Genomic DNA, 18,023 nt, shown 5'->3' on the forward strand with positions numbered 1-18,023 from the left:
AAAATGAGCAAAACACTCACTATTATTTTAGTCGTATTGTCCATAGCATTGATGGCTTACAACACTACTAAAATCGATTTTGAAAACCCTTTAGTGGGAGATAGCAGCGTTGCCATCATCGGAATACTAGCCCCGCTCTGTGCCATACTATTGCTTCTGATCTATAGAACTAGCAGAAAGATCCAAGATAAAATAAGTCGAAATTAATTATTGGCATCGATGCCGCTGGCTTCCGTTTGTTTAACGATTGGGTCGTCTAGCTCGAGTACTTCACGAAGCATGGCGTCTTCGCTACTCTTTATTTTGGCATGCACATTCGCTCCGAAGAGTTGTTCGGCAAGTGCAGCCTTTAGATACACCTTTATACTTTTTTCATGTGCATAGAAATCCATTTTTAGATTTCTGTTGAGTGAATACTCCACAAACTCTTGAAAAAGAATATCGTCAACGGTATAATTCTCTACAAAATCAGTCTCTGTGTAGTCTTGATACTTAGTACGTTCACCATCTAAATGTTCGAAAATGAAGTAAGACAACCATCCATAGCTATCCATACTTTCAACTGCCTCTTCTTCGTTGGTTCCAATAGGTACAAAAATATCGGGTATGATGCCACCTCCTCCGTAAACCACCTTTCCTTTAGGCGTGGTGAATTTTAAAGAATCGGCTACCTTGATACTGTCTACCGATACCAGCTCACCATTATGATAGCGTTCAGTAAATCTTTTGTAATAGTCTTTAGTACCATTTTCATAAGTTTTTTGAATGCTTCTTCCGGTAGGCGTATAATACCTAGAAACTGTCAACCGAACTGCGGAACCATCACCCAGCTCCATTTCGCGTTGTACCAGACCTTTTCCAAAAGAGCGACGGCCAACTATAGTACCAATATCATTGTCTTGTAAGGCGCCAGCTATTATTTCGCTGGCAGAAGCTGACCGTTCATTGATCAACACATAAATAGGCTTATCTTCAAATGTACCCTTATCCGTTGCGTAAATGTTATCTATTTTTCCCTTTTTGTTCTTTGTAAACAGTATAAGCTTACCCTCTTCTAAAAACTCATCGGCCATTTTTTCCGCAACGCCTAAATATCCGCCAGGGTTATCCCTTAAATCTAAAGTCAATTTTTGCGCACCCTGTTTTCTTAATTCCCGTAAAGCCTTTTTAAATTCTTTATAGGTTGATTCGGCAAAGCGGTTCACTTTTATATAGCCCATATCATCGGTCAACATATAATATGACTCAACGCTTTTAATAGGCACTACCCCACGTTTTACGTTCACCGAAAAAGTTTCATTATCTTCTTTGCGATATACCTTGAGCTTGACTGAACTGCCCTTCTCACCTTTCAGCTTTTGAACGATAGCATCACTTTTTAGGTTCTTGCCATAAAGTGTATCTACACCGGCCATTAAAATACGATCCCCAGCTTTAATACCTTTACTCTCGCTGGGCCCGTTGGGTATGGTTCGTATAACCGCAATGGTATCGTTGTATGCGTAAAAATTGATGCCGATACCTACGAAATCGCCCTTCATATTTTCGGCGACCCGTTTCATTTCGTTTTTAGGAATGTATACCGAATGTGGATCTAATTTTTCTAAAATCTGATTAACGGTCACATCGACGATGCTATCTGTATTGATTTCATCTACGTATTCGTAATCGATATAATCGATAAGCCTATTCAACTTATCTTTTTTTGAATTGGTAGAGAACAGTTTTTCTGGCGTGTCGTTAAAATGCAGTTTTCCACCAACAAAAATACCCAAGGCGAGTGCCGCAGCAATTATTGTAGGCCATATGTAACTGAATTTACCCTTCATTTATTGAATTTTAAACCAAAGCTTCGATTTCTGGCATATGAACCAGTTCGATACCGGCTTTTTTCAGAAACGTCAAGCCCGAATTATCTTTGTAAGCCGTCTGATATACTACACGTTTGATGCCAGACTGGTGAATAAGCTTACTACATTCTCTGCATGGCGATAATGTAATGTAAAGCGTGGCATTTTCACAAGACTGTGTTGAAGAAGCTACTTTACTGATTGCGTTGGCTTCAGCGTGTAAAACATACCATTTTGTGTAGCCCTCATCATCTTCACAAATATTCTCAAAGCCCGTAGGTGTACCATTATATCCATCGGAAATAATCATTCTATCTTTTACGATTATAGCACCTACCTGTTTACGTTTACAATACGAAAGTTTGCCCCATTCTTGGGCCATTCTCAAATAAGCCCTATCATATTTCTCTTGTTTGCTGTCTTTCATTCGTTTAGAAAAGTACTAAGATACCTGCTTTAAAAAAGCCCAACAATTATTTTGAAGTTAATATTAAGCAAAAACAAGGGCTTGCTATAAAGGAAACGTACGAACTAGCATAGGTATTGTAAGCAGCAGTATTAAAGTAGAGATGATAATTACATAGCGTTTCTTTTCAAATTTAATCATAGAAACAAAGATGTATGATATGGTTAAAACCAGAAGAACTATCAACACTTGAGAAAACTCGATGCCTGTGGCGAAACCCAGTAAGGGAACCACCTTATTCTCTTCCTCTGCCATTAAAATTTTAAAGTAGTTACTAAAGCCAAAGCCATGTATGAGACCAAAAAAAGCCGTTGCTATCAGGTGCAGTCCAATGTTTTTCTTATCAGTGGGCAGCTTAATAAACAATAAATTAAATATGGCGGTCATTGCTATGGTAACCGGAATCAAAAACTCGATCAATCCAACATCCATAAGAACTAATTCGTATGTGCTTAGCGCCAATGAAAGGCAGTGGGTAAGTGTAAAAACTGTGGCCAGCATCAGCACACTCTTCCAGCTTTTAAACGTGAAAGGCAGAGCCAATGCTGCTAAAAACAGAACATGGTCATAAGCATTGATGTCGAGCACGTGCCCTAGCCCAAGCTGTAAATAGAACCAAAAATCTTGCATTTCATCAGTTAATTATTATCATAAACCTTCTTAAATAGCGATATGCAGACCAGCAACATATTTTATCCAATACCTCTCTCTGACTGAATTTCTTCGTAAGCCTTTTGTACTTCTTTAAACTTCTCTTCGGCACCCTTTTTAATGGCCTCGTTCTCTGTATTTACTCGATCAGGATGATACTTTTTAGCCATAGAACGATACGCCTTTTTCACCTCATCGTCGGTAGCCGATTTTTCAATCTCTAGAATTTTATACGCGTTATTGGCCGATTTAATGAACATGGCCATGATACTTTCAAAATCACGGAGATTCACCCTTAGATAGCCGGATATTTCTTTAATTTTATTGACCTCAGGGCCACTCACCGAACCATCGGCCTGGGCTATACCGAAAAGAAAATGCAACAACTGCAAGCGCACCTCGTATCGTGTGCGTTGGTTCAAATAAGTGCAAATACGCTGGGCAGAAATTTCGTGTTTCTTATTAACCTCATTAAACGTACGAAAAATAGCATTCGCTCTATCTTTACCATAGGTGCTGACAAAATATTGTCGAACATAATCCATCTCACGCTGGCTCACCTTACCATCGGCCTTGATCACAATGGAACAGAGCGAAAGAAGGTTCAACTCGAAATCGGCAGGCGAAACATTCTGCCGGGTCATGTCTTGAAAAATGGTCTGGGCGTTTCTACCGCCCCCACTTAGGTTATCTACAAAACTGCCAACTAAAAATCCTAAGATAGCCCCCGGAAACCGAAAGAGATAATACCCAAGAATGGCCGCGAACCATTTAATCATATCGTGTAAAAAATTTTGGCAAAGATATTAAAAGCACTTAGAATGACGGGGTTTGCAAAAACAGGTTTACGCGGCTAAAATCAAATCTTAAGACCTACAACTATTCTAAAGGTGGCAAATGACTTAAACCTGTTTAAGTTTTGCGCGATATATTCTGTTATTTCTAGGTCTGAAAAATCAGAGAGCACCATTTTATTTGGGTTGGATTGAAGTGAGGTTTCACTTTTTAACATATTACCTTCCCCTATTAACAGCCATGTTGGATCTATGTCTGGATAAGCATGAAGAATACTGTTCAACGTCTCATCCTTAACACTTGTTTTCCTTCTTATTACAGCTCCAATACTATTATTGCTAAGGCCAACCTTCTTTTCAAAAGAGCTAATATTAGTTTTGTAATGAGTGATTATTAACTCAATTCTCTTAATAGGTTTCATGATATTAAAATGAATGTTTACACAAGAAATTTAATTCTTTTTCTAACCATATCCTTTTCATATAGTAATTTTCAAGTAACCTCCTACAACCTATCCATAAGGTAATGTTAAGTGCACCAATAAAATGCGACAAATTAAGTATCTTTGTTATCCTAAATTAAATTGATATTTATGTATCCGGAAGAATTGGTAAAACCTATGAGACAAGACTTGGCATCAGCCGGGTTTGAAGAATTATATACGGCCGAAGCGGTCGAAAATGCAATCAACAAAGAAGGTACCACTTTGGTTGTGGTCAATTCGGTTTGTGGCTGTGCCGCTGCCAATGCTCGACCTGCTGCTAAATTGAGTCTTCAGAACGCTAAAAGACCGGACCATGCCGTAACGGTTTTTGCGGGTGTCGATACCGAAGCGGTGAACAAGGCAAGAAACCTAATGGTTCCTTTTCCTCCTTCTTCACCTAGTATGGCCCTTTTTAAAGATGGGGAGTTGGTTCATATGATCGAACGTCATCATATTGAAGGCAGACCTGCAGAATTGATTGCAGAGAACTTGATTGGTGCTTACGAAGAGTTCTGTACTTAGTACCGATTACGATTGCAAAATTATACAACGGACTTCCCAGAAATAGGAAGTCCGTTTTTGGTTTATGTACTTCCTCCCACTAAAATCAACTCTCTAGCCTATTAAAATACAGTCTTGTTTTTAACAAAATTGTGAATAGTCTTATTTTTGCCCTATGCAAAAACTCTTAGCTTACCCACTGACCTTGCTCTACCAGATTTTTTTCGGGTTAACGCTGTTGGTTTTTCACCCCATTCAGTGGGTCTGCTACAATGTTTTTGGTTACCACGCCCATAAGGCGAGTGTTAGCCTATTGAATCTTAGCTTGATGCGGTGTACCCATATTTTGGGCACTACTTATACATTTAAAAATCCTCATCACATACCTATAGAACGCCCATTAATTATCGTTGCCAACCATCAAAGCATGCACGATATACCACCTATTATTTGGAATATGCGTGACCATCATCCAAAGTTTGTGAGCAAAAAAGAGTTGGGCAAGGGTATACCGAGCGTTTCCTACAACCTCCGAAAGGGTGGTTCTGCCCTGATCGATAGAAAAAATACCAAACAGGCTCTTGTTGAAATTGCCAAACTAGGCAGGTATATAGAAGAACACAATCGCTGCGCCGTAATTTTTCCCGAAGGTACCCGTAGTAGAACTGGGCATACAAAACCTTTTAAAACAATGGGTCTTAAAATACTAGTGAAAAATGCACCATCGGCACTTATAGTACCCATTACTATTGATAATTCTTGGAAAATGCTGCGCTATGGTAAATTTCCAAGTGGTATAGGCAACCATCTCACATTTACCGTACATGAGCCGATCGAAGTCAAACAAAATTTAGATGAAGTTATAGCACAAACTGAAAAAGCCATAGTTTCTGAGCTAACCTCTTTTCGAACACCCCTATGAACGACGCAGAAATAGTAGAACAGACCATAGCTTTCGTTAAAGAAACTCTGCAAGGTGCAGAGGGTGGCCATGATTGGTTTCATATTCAAAGGGTTTTCAAGAATACGCTTTTGATCGCAAAAGAAGAAAAGGTAGATATTCTCACAGTGAGTCTAGCCGCTCTTCTACACGATATAGCCGATGCCAAATTCAACGATGGAGACGAAACAATCGGCCCCCAATTGGCCCAAACCTTTTTGAATGAACTCAAGGTAAAAAAGAAAACTATTGCACATGTAGTGAAAATTATCGAGAATATTTCTTTTAAGAACTCTCTCAAAAAAAAACCTGGTCGACCTTTTAATTCAAAAGAACTTCAAGTCGTACAAGATGCCGACAGGTTAGATGCCTTGGGTGCCATTGGTATTGCCCGTGCCTTTAACTATGGTGGGTTTAAGAATAGAGAACTCTATAACCCAGAAGTACCACCCAATCTTAGAATGAGTAAAGAAGAGTATAAAAATTCGAGCGCACCTACACTCAATCATTTTTATGAAAAATTGCTTCTTCTTAAAGATAAAATGAACACCACGACGGGAAAAAAAATAGCGGAAAAACGGCATAAATATATGTTAGACTATCTTGAGCAATTTTACAGAGAGTGGAATCCATTAGCCATCTCTACAACGATTGAATAGTAAGCGGGCGAGCCCAACAAAATTTATATTTTTTGTACCTTCCTAGGCTCATACTAAACTCACTTAAATACTATGCAAAGACGAAAATTTATTAAAAACGCCGCTGCAGCATCTACCGCATTTTCAATCGTACCCAGTTATGTTATGGGCAAAACTCATGTACCCCCTAGTGACACCTTGTACATGGGAGCTTTTGGTGTCGGGGGAAGAGGTTCTAGCGTTATGAACGGTCTGAACGAAACCGGCAAGGTCAAATTCGTAACCTTATGTGATGTAGATGACCGTAGAGCGGCAGATTCTTACAAGAAATATCCGAAGGCAAAGCAATACAAAGACTTTAGAAAAGTCTATAATAAGCATATCAAAGATATCGACGCTATTATGGTGGCCACGCCTGACCATATGCATGCTTCTATCGCCTTACCTTTTATGAAGGCCAAAAAACATGCTTATGTAGAAAAGCCATTAACACACAATATCAATGAAGCACGTCTAATGACCTCGGTAGCCCGACAAAACGGCATTGTTACCCAAATGGGAAACCAAGGTGCGTCAAGTGATGGTAGTCGCCAGGCCAAAGAATGGATTCAATCAGGTATTATCGGCAAGGTTTATAAGGTTGATTGCTGGACGAACAGACCCGTATGGCCACAAGGCGTGCCCTTACCTACAGAAAAACAACCCGTACCTAAGGGGTTGGATTGGGACTTATGGCTCGGTGTCGCCAAAATGCGCGATTATAACGCCGCATACCTACCTTTCAAATGGAGGGGCTTTTGGGATTTTGGAACCGGTGCTTTAGGTGATATGGGTTGCCATATTATGGAAACTCCGTTCGGTGTTCTTGATTTAGGCTACCCTACCGAGGCCGAGGCCAGTTGTACGACCAATTGGATAGGCGATTTCGTCGAAGCCGATTATAGTGAATCTTGCCCCGCTTCATCGATTGTTCGCTTAAAATTCAACACCGAAGAACACGGTGACATAGCTTTAAACTGGTATGATGGCGGCTTAATGCCCGATTTACCTGATGAACTTGCCGATGGAGAAGCCATTGGCGATAGTGGTGGGGGATCTGTATTCTACGGAACCAAAGGTATTTTAGTAGCGGATACCTATTCTAGAAATGCTAGATTGCTACCGAGCAAGAATATGGATATGTTCAAAGCTCCAGCTCCATATTTGAAAAGAATTGATGGTGATGTAGGCGGACATCAAGCGAATTTTGTTGAAGGCTGTTTAAACGGTGTAGAAACCTCATCTGATTTCAAACGTTCAGGGCCTCTTACGGAAGCCGTTCTTATGGGCAATTTGGCTATAAAAGCCTTTCAATATAAAAAGTTGAAAGAAGGAAAAAAATTGGGAGATTGGGATCCTTTTGAATATCCGGGACGAAGAAAAATTCTTTGGGATGGTGAAAATATGAAAGTCACCAATTGGGACATGGCCAATGAATGGGTCAAAGGAAGTTACCGAAAGGGCTGGGAGCTATCTTAACAAATATAAAACTGAAGGCGTCGACAAAAAATATTTCCTATTTTTCTATGCCTTCAGTTTTCAACCAACACTAACAATCGTTAAAAGGCATACCCTGCCGAAATCTGCACTACGTTGTTCTGGCTACTGCCACCAACATCATCTGTATTGATGTTCGATATTCCCTTGTTGTACCTAAGACTGAAAAAAATGTTCTCATTCAGTTTGTAAGACGCTCCTATGGCAAAAGCAAGATCAAGACTTTTAAATAGGTCGTCATCAGCGTTCGTAGATACCAAAAACCCGACCAATGGCCCTGCTTCGGCACTAAGCCCTTCTATGAAATAATATTTCGCTAGCACGGGCAGGTTCACATAATCAAGTTTCAGGTTATCACCATTGGTACCAAAGCTCCAATTTGAACCTTGTGAAGAATACAGCAATTCGGGCTGTACTGCCATTTTATCTGAAATGGGCACTTCAGCCACCGCGCCAAGATGAAAACTTACTTTAGACCCTAGGCTGCCTAAACCGCCATAATTGTAACCGCCTACGTTGGCGATATTAATACCTGCTTTTGCACCAAAACTAAATTCTTGGCCATTCATTTGATAAACGGTCAGTACCAACGTAAAAATGCATACTAATTTTTTCATACTATAATTCATTGGATTGTTTCACCTATTGATACCGGAAGAACAAAAAGGTTAACAAGGGGTATGAAAAAATTATTTTCTATCAAAATAGACTAAGCTGCCCCTCTTTATATTCGGCATGCATATCGTGGTTCAAGACTGGAAAAGTTTTTTCTTTAAAATAAGTTTGTTTGGCTAATTTGACCAAATCATGAATTTGAGCGGCAATCTTGCCTTCCCCACGGTTTCTCACCCCGAAGCGACTATCGTTCAAGCTACCACCATGACATTCTTCAATCTGATGCAATACCTTATCGGCTCTATCTGGCAATGCTTTTCTAATCCAATCAGAAAAAACCTGACCAATGGCACCATTGAGCCGCACCACTGTAAAACCAAAAGAAAGCGCTCCATTTTCTGAGACCGCTTTGGCCAGATTCAAAATTTCATGACTGTTAATACCGGGTATTATAGGAGCGAGCATTGCATTTACAGGAATGCCGTTTTCAGACAAAATGCGAATAGTTTCCAATCTCTTTTTTATGGTCGTTGTTCGAGGTTCTAGAATTCTGCGTGTTTCTTCATACAAAGAAGTTACCGATACGTTAACCCCTATAAGCCCATATTTTCCCAATTCTTTTAGAATATCAAGGTCACGAAGCACTAGGGCATTTTTTGTTATGATACCTACGGGATGTCTATATTTCAGAAATACCTCAAGACACGCCCGCGTAATTTTGAACCTCTTTTCTGCAGGTTGATAGCAATCGGTATTTCCTGAAAGTACAATTGTTCGGGCTTGCCACCTTTTGCTTTTTAATTTTTCTTCGAGAAGTTGTGGAGCTGATTTTTTCACTAAAATTTTCCGTTCGAAGTCAAGACCGGCACCGTAACCCCAAAATTCATGAGTGTTGCGAGCATAACAATAAATACACCCATGTTCACACCCCTGATAGGGATTCATTGAAAACGTCATTTCCACATCTGGGCTTGTGACCTTGTTTACAATCGTTTTCGGGAAAATAGAAATGTATTGCGTCTTGTTCTTATCGGCCTCTTCCCCCTCTATTCGACAAAACTCCAAAAAGTCATCTCGAGTTTCATAGCTATGCTCTAGAAACTTGTTCGGTACATTTTGCTGCGCACCACGACCTTTGATAAAATTATCATCATTCACAAATATTGGATTTTATCCAAATTTATGGATTAATTCCAATAATATGAACTAAGAAATCTTAATTAACAGTCACCTGAAGCATTTGTTTTTTCGTCCCCCTTTTAGCATAGAACAATAGCTTATCGCCCGTATTATCAATCAATGGTCGAGAGACCATGACCGGCAAGCGTAATTCTTTATCGTCGACCAATTTTTTATAAGAGAGGTCTCCTGAAGCATCAACCTTGATTACGAACATGTTGGGGTTTCTGCTAAAGCCCTGTTTGAACAGTATACGTTCGTTGCTCAATTTCTGTGGGTTTTCACCTGAATTAATGAAAAAATACATGTTTTCGCCATGCCCGTAAGCCGTATAAGAGGCGTAAGAAGCATCGCCTTGGGTAACTTCGGTCTTATTGATATTGCGGGCCCAAGCCATATTACCGAGTGCATCGAGTTTAGCCAAGACAATATCATTATAGTGATAACGATCAGTGATTTGTGTACCCCCAGAGCTAATATCTTCACCCTTGGTCACAAAATACTCTTCGGCACTGAAGAGAATATTCTCATCAGGAGTTATATGTACACTTTTAAAAATCAAGTTCTTGATTTCCGCATCGACCTCACGCCCAAATTTGTCTAGCATGAACTGGTCTGAAAAAGGATTGTACTTTTTTGAGCGTACATCCAAAGAATTTGCATCTAAGTTAAAATAGACGAGTCCGTTATAACGATTATCCTTTCTATCCGCATAAAAACCCACTACCTTCAGGTTATTGTTGACCAATATAGGTTTAAGTGATTCTGGAAATCTTCCGGCATCGACGAATTCCTGTGTTTTATGGCCCGAAGCAGAAATCTTTACCAATTCATACTGAAATCTACGTTCTTTAAGGTCAGACCTCCGCTTTTTAAAATAAGCTTTGCCCATTAAGTACAGTGATGATAAATCTCTGGAAACCTCAATATTTTCAAATGCATAATTCTTTTCCTCGATTGCCTCGGTGAAATTGTATTCCAACCGTTTTTTTAAATCCGTTCCAAAGAGAAAGACCCTATATTTTTGCTCCCGACCCTCTCGATGATGAACGGTAATCGCAAAAGCCGAACGCTCATCGTTAAAATGTGTAGCAGTCGAAAAGCCGTTACCGAAATTGCGACTGTACTTATTTACCGCCAGTGGATTGATTACTTCTTTGGAAGGAATGGACAATAGTCGACGTTCGGTAAAGTTGAACTCACTGATCGGACTCTGATGTACGATATACGAATAAGCTTCACTGTTGATATCGTATCTTAATTCTAACAGGTACAACTGACCATTTTTCACAAAACCATCGACCATGTGGTCACCCGCTTGCTTGTAGTTAAAATCAGCCCTTAGGTTTAAATCGGCATCGTAAACTTCAATAAAATGCCCTTTTGGCCGTAACGGAAAACCACCATAATACGTACGTATTAACACGGTTTCCCCTTTGGTAGCACTCTCTATCGAAAGTACGGTTGAATATTTATGTCTATCGGAATAGTTTTCGCCCAAGCTATAATCAACAGGAATTTCCTGAGCACAAACACTGGTCAGGGAAGCCCAAAAGACAAGGGCTACCACGCTTCTTCGAATTCGCATAAGTAGGTATTTTGCGAGTATGCTACTTGCCCGGAAAATTGGCTTTCCGCTTTTCTAAAAAAGCGGTCGTTCCTTCCTCAAAATCCGCAGTACCAAAACAGGCACCGAATGCGGAAATCTCTGCAGCATATCCATTACTATTCTTAAAACCAGCATTTACCGCTTTTATTGCATAGCTAATCGCTACCGGTGAATTATTCGATATCTTACCTGCCAGCTGTTCGCAAAACCCTAAAAGATCTTCTTGAGAAACTACATGGTTCACCAAACCATAACTCAAAGCCTTATCGGCATCGATCATACCAGCGGTCATGATCAACTCCAAAGCTCGACCCTTGCCAATCAATTGCGGCAGACGCTGTGTGCCTCCGTAGCCGGGTATTACACCTAATGATACTTCGGGCAAACCCATTCTAGCGTTGTCGCTGGCCACTCTAAAATGGCATGCCATTGCTAATTCGAGTCCGCCCCCTAAGGCAAATCCGTTAACAGCTGCGATAACAGGTTTTGACAGGTTTTCAACGAGATTAAAAACAAGTTCTTGGCCCTCCGCTGCCAATTGCCCTCCTTCTTCTTCAGAAAAATCGGCGAATTCAGAGATATCTGCACCAGCGACAAAGGCCTTTTCACCGCTACCGGTAAGTATGATTACCTGAACCTCAGTATTAGTTTCCAAATCGGTAAATGCCTCATGAAGTTCTTGAAGGGTATCTCGGTTTAAAGCATTTAATTTCTTGGGTCGGGCAATGGTGACCTGTGCAATATTGTTTTTGGTAGTGACAAGAATATTAGTGTAGCTCATTTGTTATCGGACTAAGGGATTAAAATAATATTTAGGCTTAAATAATTAGTTGTTTTCTTTGGGCAACTTCACCGAAAAGACAGTGCCTTTACCAGGTTGTGAGGTAAAATCGATGCTGCCTTTGTATGTTTCGACAATATTCTTGACCATTCCCAACCCAAGGCCCATACCGCTTGATTTGGTAGTAAATTTAGGTTCAAAAATCTTCTCTCGGAATTCATCTTCGATACCGATTCCATTGTCGGCAACACAAATTTTCACAAAATCTTTATCTGTGGCAACGGACACTAAAATTCGGGGCGAGTCTACTTCGGGTACCGCCTGAATCGCATTTTTCACCAAATTGGTAACTATACGTATAAGTTGTGTACGGTCCATTTTGGCAATGACCTCATCTTCTTCAGAAAGAAAATGAATATAATCTTCATTAAAAATATCAAGGGCCAATTTTACAATTTTGACCACGTTCAAGGTCTCGTTCTGCTGCGCAGGCATTTCTGCAAAATTTGAAAATGCAGAAGCGATACTGCTCATGGTATCGATTTGTTGTATTAATGTTTTCGAATATTCATGAACCTTTCTCACAATATCAGGGTCTTGAGGGTCGAACTTGCGTTCAAAACTTTGAATACTCAGTCGCATTGGTGTCAGCGGGTTTTTTATTTCATGGGCTACCTGCTTGGCCATTTCACGCCAAGCCTGTTCCCGTTCGCTTCTAGCCAGTTTTACTGCACTTTGTTCAAGCTCATCGATCATGGCATTGTAAGAAGTGACCAATTTTTTTATCTCTTCACTGGGGTTTTGAATCAAAATTTTCTCGTTTCGCCTAGTAAGATGCGTTCTACCCAACATATCTGAAATCGTCTGTAAAGAACGCGTTATGTAAGTAGAAATAAAATAGGCCAAACTAATGGCGATAAGCAACATCAGCAGATAGACACCTGCCAAACGTGTCAAAAGTTCTCGAAGCTCCATATTACTAAAAGAATCATCTTCGTAATAAGGCAAATTCAATATACCAATGGGTTTGAATTTATTATCGTTGATATAAGTGTAAGATGCCCTATAATTATCACCTGCAACCGCCTTTTCGTCGACAAAACGTTTGGTCGGGCTTGCTTCAAGTTGATTGAGAATATAAGGGCGAAGGCAATTTGATACGGAATCGACCTCGAATTTCGGTCTAGAACTTTTAAGTAACTGCCCTTCTAGGTCATAAATGTTCAATCGCTGATTTTGCACATTCGCTATACGGTATATTTCCATATGAAAAATATTGTGCAAATTCTCAGTGGTTACCGGGTAGGTAGTTTCTCTAAGCACATATTCTACACTCTGCCTTACCTGTTCTTCTTTACGCTCTAAACGGCCCTTATGATAATCTTTTGATTGCTCGTGATATTGAAAGACAAGAACCCCCGCTATCAATATAGACGCAATGACCACTAAAAGTATCATTGACACGAATATTCGAGACCTAAGCGATAATTTGGTAAGCAATGGAAATAGGTTTGCTATCAAAGGTAGCAAATATCACACCAAAACTTTTGGGCGGTTTGTAATCAAAAATTAGGGTTACTATGTGATTGTTCGGACAGCAATTCGTCAAGCTTTCGGGTTTTTGTTTCTGATACGTTTATACAGCTTAATGCCAAGCATGAGCAGAATACCCAATACAATAATACCCACGACTCCGAAAATCCAATTAAAAGCACTTTTCAAGATAACTAAGAAAACAATAGCAAATAGAATTATGGTGGCTCCCTCGTTCCAAATACGCATATAATTTGAGGTGTATTTTACCTCATTGCGCTGTAGTTGATTGAATATCTGATGGTTTTTAAGATGGTAGGCTATCAAAAGCGCTACAAAACCGAGCTTGACATGCATCCATGGTTGTTGCAGAAAATGCGGGGCCAAAATTAATAACCATACTGCAAACAGCACAGCAAGCACGGCAGAGGGCCATGTGATGATGTACCACAAACGTTTGGTCATCAGTTGTAGTTGATTGGTAAGGATTTCCTTTTCGGGAGATGGCTTTTGAGAAGCCTCAATGTGGTAAATAAATAAACGGGGAATATAAAAAAGGCCGGCAAACCAAGTAATCACGAAAATGAGATGAAGAGCCTTGATATAATTGTAGTATTCTGACACCCGTTTTTATTTAAGTTCAAAGTTAGTCAAAAGGTCAAACTAGAAAAATAAGCTGTTCAGCAAATCTATACCTACCCAATCGAGTTAAAAAAATTATGTTGAGCATTTTTTCGTAACAAAATGCTCCCCTATCTTACTTATCAACAAATAAAAGTTGTTATGGTCAGTAATACCTTCACAGAGAAACTTAGTGTAGAAGACGAATTAGTGCTTCAAAACGCAAAAATAAAAATGGAAGAAATCGGTTGGGCTATGCAGGGCCTTAACCAGGTAGGTAATATTATCGATAAGCGAATAGATTTACTACCTCAGAAACAGCAAAAGTGGCTGCAACAAATTTCTTATAACGTTTTACACACCGTGGTAAAGTCCAATCTAATATCAATGAAAAATAAGCAGCCTAAAGTACCTTCGAACTTGCTTTATAAAGCGATGGTCACCTCTTCGGGCGCTATTGGAGGTGCCTTTGGGGCCACCGCTTTCGCAGTAGATTTGGGGCTTACCACCAAATTAATGATGCGCTCAATTATGGACATCGGTCGAAGCGAAGGGGAAGATTTAAACGAATTAGATACTCAATTGGCCTGTTTGCAGGTATTTGCTCTTGGCGGTAAAACCAAACATGACGATAGCTTAGATACTGGGTATTTTGCCACAAGAATAGCTCTTAATGCTGCTGTCAAAGGGTCGTCGAGCAAGCTAATCGAGGGGCTTCTAGTGACCTCTGCTAACCCCCTTTTAAGATTGGTTTCCATCGTAGCTTCACGGTTCAGCGTTCAAGTATCGGAAAAATTTGTTGCCCAAGCTATTCCGGTGGTGGGTGCCGTTGGTGGGGCATCTATCAATCTTGCCTTTATTCAGCATTTTCAGAATATGGCCCAAGCCCATTTTAGTATCAGAAGATTGGAACGCAAATATGGAGAAGCATTGGTCAGGGACAGTTATGAAGGTTTATCCGTGCGTTAGATTGACTTTAATAAATAATTAGGCCTCAAAGATCGATTGATTCTTTCTATTTTTAATTCATGGAAGGAAATGCCGTGATACTGGTAATAAGTTCTTTGGGTATCGCCCAAGCATTATTTCTTTGCTTTTATCTTTTCACTCTTAGAAAAGGAAACCGAAGGGCCAATATTTTCTTGGCTCTTTTACTTCTAGGCTTGACTATTCGTATCGGAAAATCGATTCTCAATGTATATTTAGATTTATCGCCTTGGCAACGTAATCTTGGTATCTCAGGGGTGTTGCTCGCCGGGCCTTGCCTATGGTTTTATGGGAAAGCACTATTGCAAAAACCAAAAACATTCAATACTATTACCTACATTCACCTTCTCCCTTTTCTTCTCTTTGCCACCTTGTGTGCTTTTGTTCCCAATGACGGTAGTAATTGGGCGTATTTTATTTACTTGGGTGTATTTTTTCATTTGAGTATCTACATCTTCCTTTCAATACAGGTGCTCTCAAAAACTAGAGATCAAATTCACCACCGCATCTCAAAATGGTACCGAAATCTAATTTTTGGCACAAGTCTCATCTGGTTATTCTATATCGGGAATATCACGGGTATAATTCCCCTTTACATCGGCGGAGCAATTTTCTTTTCTTTTTTAGTATATACTTTTTCATTTCTTCTATTACAACGACACGATTTTAGCCTCGAAAAATATAGTACCTCTAATATTGACGTAGCCACATCTAAAAAACTGTTTATTACCTTAAAACAATTATTCAAAGTAGAAGAACTATATCTCGATTCTACCATTTCTTTATCAAAAGTGGCCAAAAGAATTGAATGTTCTCCTCGTGATGTTTCTAGAGCTATAAATGAAAACCAAGGGAAAAACTTCTCAGAATTTGTTAATGCCTACCGAATTCAAAAGGCAAAGGCCCTGTTAGCAGATACCGCTTATCTTAAAGAGAAAATAGCTACGATTGCCTATGATTGTGGTTTCGGTAATGTTACCTCGTTCAATCTCGCTTTTAAGGCAGAAACCCAGCTAACCCCTTCACAATATAGAAATCAATTCAAACCTGTTTAGAAAACTTTCGTTTTAAGAAACGTGATTTTTAAAGGATTTTGAGTTATTTCTTGGGAATTTGTCCTCAGAAATAAAAAAACCCTTTCATGAAAATCTTAATCTTCTTGGTAATTGCGTCTATCGTCGGATGCACTCCCACAAAACCGAAAAGTGAAGAAAACCGCGCTTCCATAACTCTTCCTCAAAAAGAAACCATAATAGATAGCTTGGCCCGCCCTTGGAGTATGGCCTTTATTTCTGAAAACGAAGTATTGCTTTCTGAAAAGGATGGTGACCTTTTACGAATAAACCTCAGCACCAAAACGAAGCACATTATCAAAGGTTTTCCTAACGATAGGTTAGATAGTCTTCTGTACCGTAAGTCCGATTATAGATTGGGCACATTCCCGAGCCGTATAACCGACAATAAAAAATACACTTTCAACGCAGGTATTTTTGAAATACTTCTAGATCCCAAATTTGAAAAAAACCATCATGTATATATTTCTTATGTCAGCAAAGCCCCACAAGGTTCGACGACCAAAGTTATACGTGCCGAACTTCAAAACGATTCGCTACAAAATATCAAGCCGTTACTATTAGCTCTACCCTATTCACATGGTCTTTATCATTACGGGGGCGGAATGACTTTCGGTAGCGATGGTAAACTATACATCACTGTTGGAGAAAGACTCTTTAACGAAGATAATCAACCCGAAACGCCTATTGCCCAAGATAAGACGGACAAACGAGGAAAAATTTATCGTATAAATTCAGATGGTACGATACCTGATGATAACCCTGACTTTGGTCCTGAAGCTGTCGAAGGACTTTATGCAATCGGCATACGCGCCGCACAAGGCATAAAAATGGAACCCAAAACAGGTAAGATTTGGTTTAGCGAACATGGCACTCACCAAGGTGACGAAATCAATATCTTACGCCCCGGAGCCAACTATGGTTGGCCCATAATAACAACGGGTAAATACAGGGGAGTTAATTTTTTTCCTAAAAAAAACCTAGATGATAATTATACTGATCCGGCCTGGTCTTGGCCTCAAACCGTTGCCCCTACCGGACTTACATTTTACACGGGCAACGAGTTTCCCGATTGGAAAGGCAATCTTATAGTACCAGGACTTTCGCGTGGAAGTCTCTGGAGAATTCGCTTAGATGGAGAGACCGTAAAAAGCATGGAAGAGCTTTTCATCGACGAACGTCACCGCTCCCGCAAAGCGATAATGAGTCCTGAGGGTAAACTATATCTATTAACCGAAAATCTTGAACACCCAAAAAACGGCAAAATCATTAGGATAAAACCACAATTATAAATTAGTAAATATCAAGTCTTATGAAAATCATCTATCTTACTTTAGTATCATTATTCTTAGTTGGTGCCTGTCATGCACAAAATGAGGAAGATGATATTCGAAAAAATCTTCAAATGTATATCGATGGCACCACATATAGTGAACCAAATAAAATTATTGCTCCGTTCTATGAAGACGCCCGTATGTTTCTGTCAAAAAAGGGGCAGCCTATATATATGCTTTCAGCAAAAGAATACGCCCAGCTATTCGAGAAAAGAGAAAAAGGAAAGTTCAATGGGCGTAAAGGTTCGATATTGTCAATTGATATTGCCAATGATATAGCTACGGCCAAGGTAGAAATCTTGATTAAAGATCAAAACCTACGATTCATAGACCTGTTTCTTTTAAAAAAGCTAGAAGGCAATTGGAAAATAATCAGCAAGGCAGCTACCCTAATGCCTAATTAATAAGGTCAAAGGAGGTTGGTCAAAAG

Annotated in this window: 20 protein-coding genes; 9 read left to right on the forward strand and 11 right to left on the reverse strand. The window is 39.7% G+C overall.

Features of this window, described 5'->3' with window-relative positions; genetic code table 11:
• Positions 1-3: 3 nt before the first annotated feature.
• A complete protein-coding gene (locus tag IV512_RS03985; protein WP_209400860.1) occupies positions 4-207 on the forward strand; it encodes a hypothetical protein in 204 nt (67 codons plus the stop codon).
• Here the strand turns inward: IV512_RS03985 and IV512_RS03990 are convergent.
• The 5 genes from IV512_RS03990 to IV512_RS04010 all read right to left on the reverse strand — a co-directional run bounded on the left by IV512_RS03990 (position 204) and on the right by IV512_RS04010 (position 4,183).
• Positions 204-1,829: a S41 family peptidase gene (locus tag IV512_RS03990; protein WP_209400862.1), complete on the reverse strand. Its 1,626-nt coding sequence runs from the start codon at positions 1,827-1,829 to the stop codon at positions 204-206. The two genes, IV512_RS03985 and IV512_RS03990, sit on opposite strands and share 4 nt — an antisense overlap.
• Before the next feature lie 10 nt (positions 1,830-1,839).
• The gene (locus IV512_RS03995) at positions 1,840-2,277 is read right to left on the reverse strand and encodes a dCMP deaminase family protein (protein ID WP_209400864.1); all 438 of its coding nucleotides are present in this window, start codon (positions 2,275-2,277) and stop codon (positions 1,840-1,842) included.
• An 84-nt stretch (positions 2,278-2,361) separates the two neighbouring features.
• Positions 2,362-2,946: a HupE/UreJ family protein gene (locus IV512_RS04000; RefSeq protein ID WP_209400866.1), complete on the reverse strand. Its 585-nt coding sequence runs from the start codon at positions 2,944-2,946 to the stop codon at positions 2,362-2,364.
• Positions 2,947-3,008: 62 nt separating this feature from the next.
• Positions 3,009-3,746: a TerB family tellurite resistance protein gene (locus IV512_RS04005; protein WP_100870461.1), complete on the reverse strand. Its 738-nt coding sequence runs from the start codon at positions 3,744-3,746 to the stop codon at positions 3,009-3,011.
• A gap of 80 nt (positions 3,747-3,826) precedes the next feature.
• Entirely contained in the window at positions 3,827-4,183 is a 357-nt protein-coding gene (locus IV512_RS04010) for a hypothetical protein (protein WP_209400868.1), read from the reverse strand.
• Between the two features lie 171 nt (positions 4,184-4,354).
• On the opposite strand from IV512_RS04010, the gene IV512_RS04015 reads away from it, so the two are divergent.
• The 4 genes from IV512_RS04015 (at position 4,355) to IV512_RS04030 (ending at position 7,843) form a co-directional block, all read left to right on the forward strand.
• Positions 4,355-4,768 carry a BrxA/BrxB family bacilliredoxin gene (locus IV512_RS04015; RefSeq protein WP_209400871.1) on the forward strand — a complete coding sequence of 138 codons (414 nt, stop codon included), beginning with the start codon at positions 4,355-4,357 and terminating at the stop codon, positions 4,766-4,768.
• A 154-nt stretch (positions 4,769-4,922) separates the two neighbouring features.
• Positions 4,923-5,669: a 1-acyl-sn-glycerol-3-phosphate acyltransferase gene (locus IV512_RS04020; protein ID WP_209400872.1), complete on the forward strand. Its 747-nt coding sequence runs from the start codon at positions 4,923-4,925 to the stop codon at positions 5,667-5,669.
• A complete protein-coding gene (locus IV512_RS04025) occupies positions 5,666-6,346 on the forward strand; it encodes an HD domain-containing protein (protein WP_209400873.1) in 681 nt (226 codons plus the stop codon). The genes IV512_RS04020 and IV512_RS04025 overlap by 4 nt, the downstream gene beginning before the upstream one ends.
• A gap of 72 nt (positions 6,347-6,418) precedes the next feature.
• On the forward strand, positions 6,419-7,843 hold the full coding sequence (locus tag IV512_RS04030; protein WP_209400874.1) for a Gfo/Idh/MocA family protein: 1,425 nt from the start codon (positions 6,419-6,421) through the stop codon (positions 7,841-7,843).
• 80 nt (positions 7,844-7,923) lie between these two features.
• Here the strand turns inward: IV512_RS04030 and IV512_RS04035 are convergent, their stop codons facing one another.
• The 6 genes from IV512_RS04035 to IV512_RS04060 form a co-directional block, all read right to left on the reverse strand.
• Positions 7,924-8,478: a porin family protein gene (locus tag IV512_RS04035; RefSeq protein WP_209400875.1), complete on the reverse strand. Its 555-nt coding sequence runs from the start codon at positions 8,476-8,478 to the stop codon at positions 7,924-7,926.
• An 82-nt stretch (positions 8,479-8,560) separates the two neighbouring features.
• Positions 8,561-9,634: a PA0069 family radical SAM protein gene (locus IV512_RS04040; RefSeq protein ID WP_209400876.1), complete on the reverse strand. Its 1,074-nt coding sequence runs from the start codon at positions 9,632-9,634 to the stop codon at positions 8,561-8,563.
• Between the two features lie 58 nt (positions 9,635-9,692).
• Positions 9,693-11,243, reverse strand: a complete 1,551-nt coding sequence (locus tag IV512_RS04045; RefSeq protein ID WP_209400878.1) for a hypothetical protein — start codon at positions 11,241-11,243, stop codon at positions 9,693-9,695.
• 22 nt (positions 11,244-11,265) lie between these two features.
• Positions 11,266-12,045: an enoyl-CoA hydratase/isomerase family protein gene (locus IV512_RS04050; protein WP_100870452.1), complete on the reverse strand. Its 780-nt coding sequence runs from the start codon at positions 12,043-12,045 to the stop codon at positions 11,266-11,268.
• A gap of 45 nt (positions 12,046-12,090) precedes the next feature.
• Positions 12,091-13,503, reverse strand: a complete 1,413-nt coding sequence (locus tag IV512_RS04055; protein ID WP_209400880.1) for a PAS domain-containing sensor histidine kinase — start codon at positions 13,501-13,503, stop codon at positions 12,091-12,093.
• 147 nt (positions 13,504-13,650) lie between these two features.
• Positions 13,651-14,202: a CopD family protein gene (locus IV512_RS04060; protein ID WP_209400882.1), complete on the reverse strand. Its 552-nt coding sequence runs from the start codon at positions 14,200-14,202 to the stop codon at positions 13,651-13,653.
• 159 nt (positions 14,203-14,361) lie between these two features.
• Here IV512_RS04060 and IV512_RS04065 point away from each other — a divergent pair, with 159 nt between their 5' ends.
• From IV512_RS04065 to IV512_RS04080, 4 genes are all read left to right on the forward strand, one after another.
• Positions 14,362-15,168, forward strand: coding sequence for an EcsC family protein (locus IV512_RS04065; protein ID WP_245224672.1), 807 nt, complete (start codon positions 14,362-14,364; stop codon positions 15,166-15,168).
• 59 nt (positions 15,169-15,227) lie between these two features.
• On the forward strand, positions 15,228-16,241 hold the full coding sequence (locus IV512_RS04070; RefSeq protein ID WP_209400886.1) for an AraC family transcriptional regulator: 1,014 nt from the start codon (positions 15,228-15,230) through the stop codon (positions 16,239-16,241).
• 86 nt (positions 16,242-16,327) lie between these two features.
• Complete coding sequence (locus IV512_RS04075; RefSeq protein WP_209400889.1) at positions 16,328-17,551, forward strand: sorbosone dehydrogenase family protein; 1,224 nt, start codon at positions 16,328-16,330, stop codon at positions 17,549-17,551.
• A 20-nt stretch (positions 17,552-17,571) separates the two neighbouring features.
• Positions 17,572-17,997 carry a nuclear transport factor 2 family protein gene (locus IV512_RS04080; protein ID WP_209400891.1) on the forward strand — a complete coding sequence of 142 codons (426 nt, stop codon included), beginning with the start codon at positions 17,572-17,574 and terminating at the stop codon, positions 17,995-17,997.
• The last annotated feature ends 26 nt before the right edge of the window (positions 17,998-18,023 follow it).

The sequence above is a fragment of the Pseudozobellia sp. WGM2 genome, assembly GCF_017810075.1.
Taxonomy (GTDB): Bacteria; Bacteroidota; Bacteroidia; order Flavobacteriales; family Flavobacteriaceae; genus JADNYK01.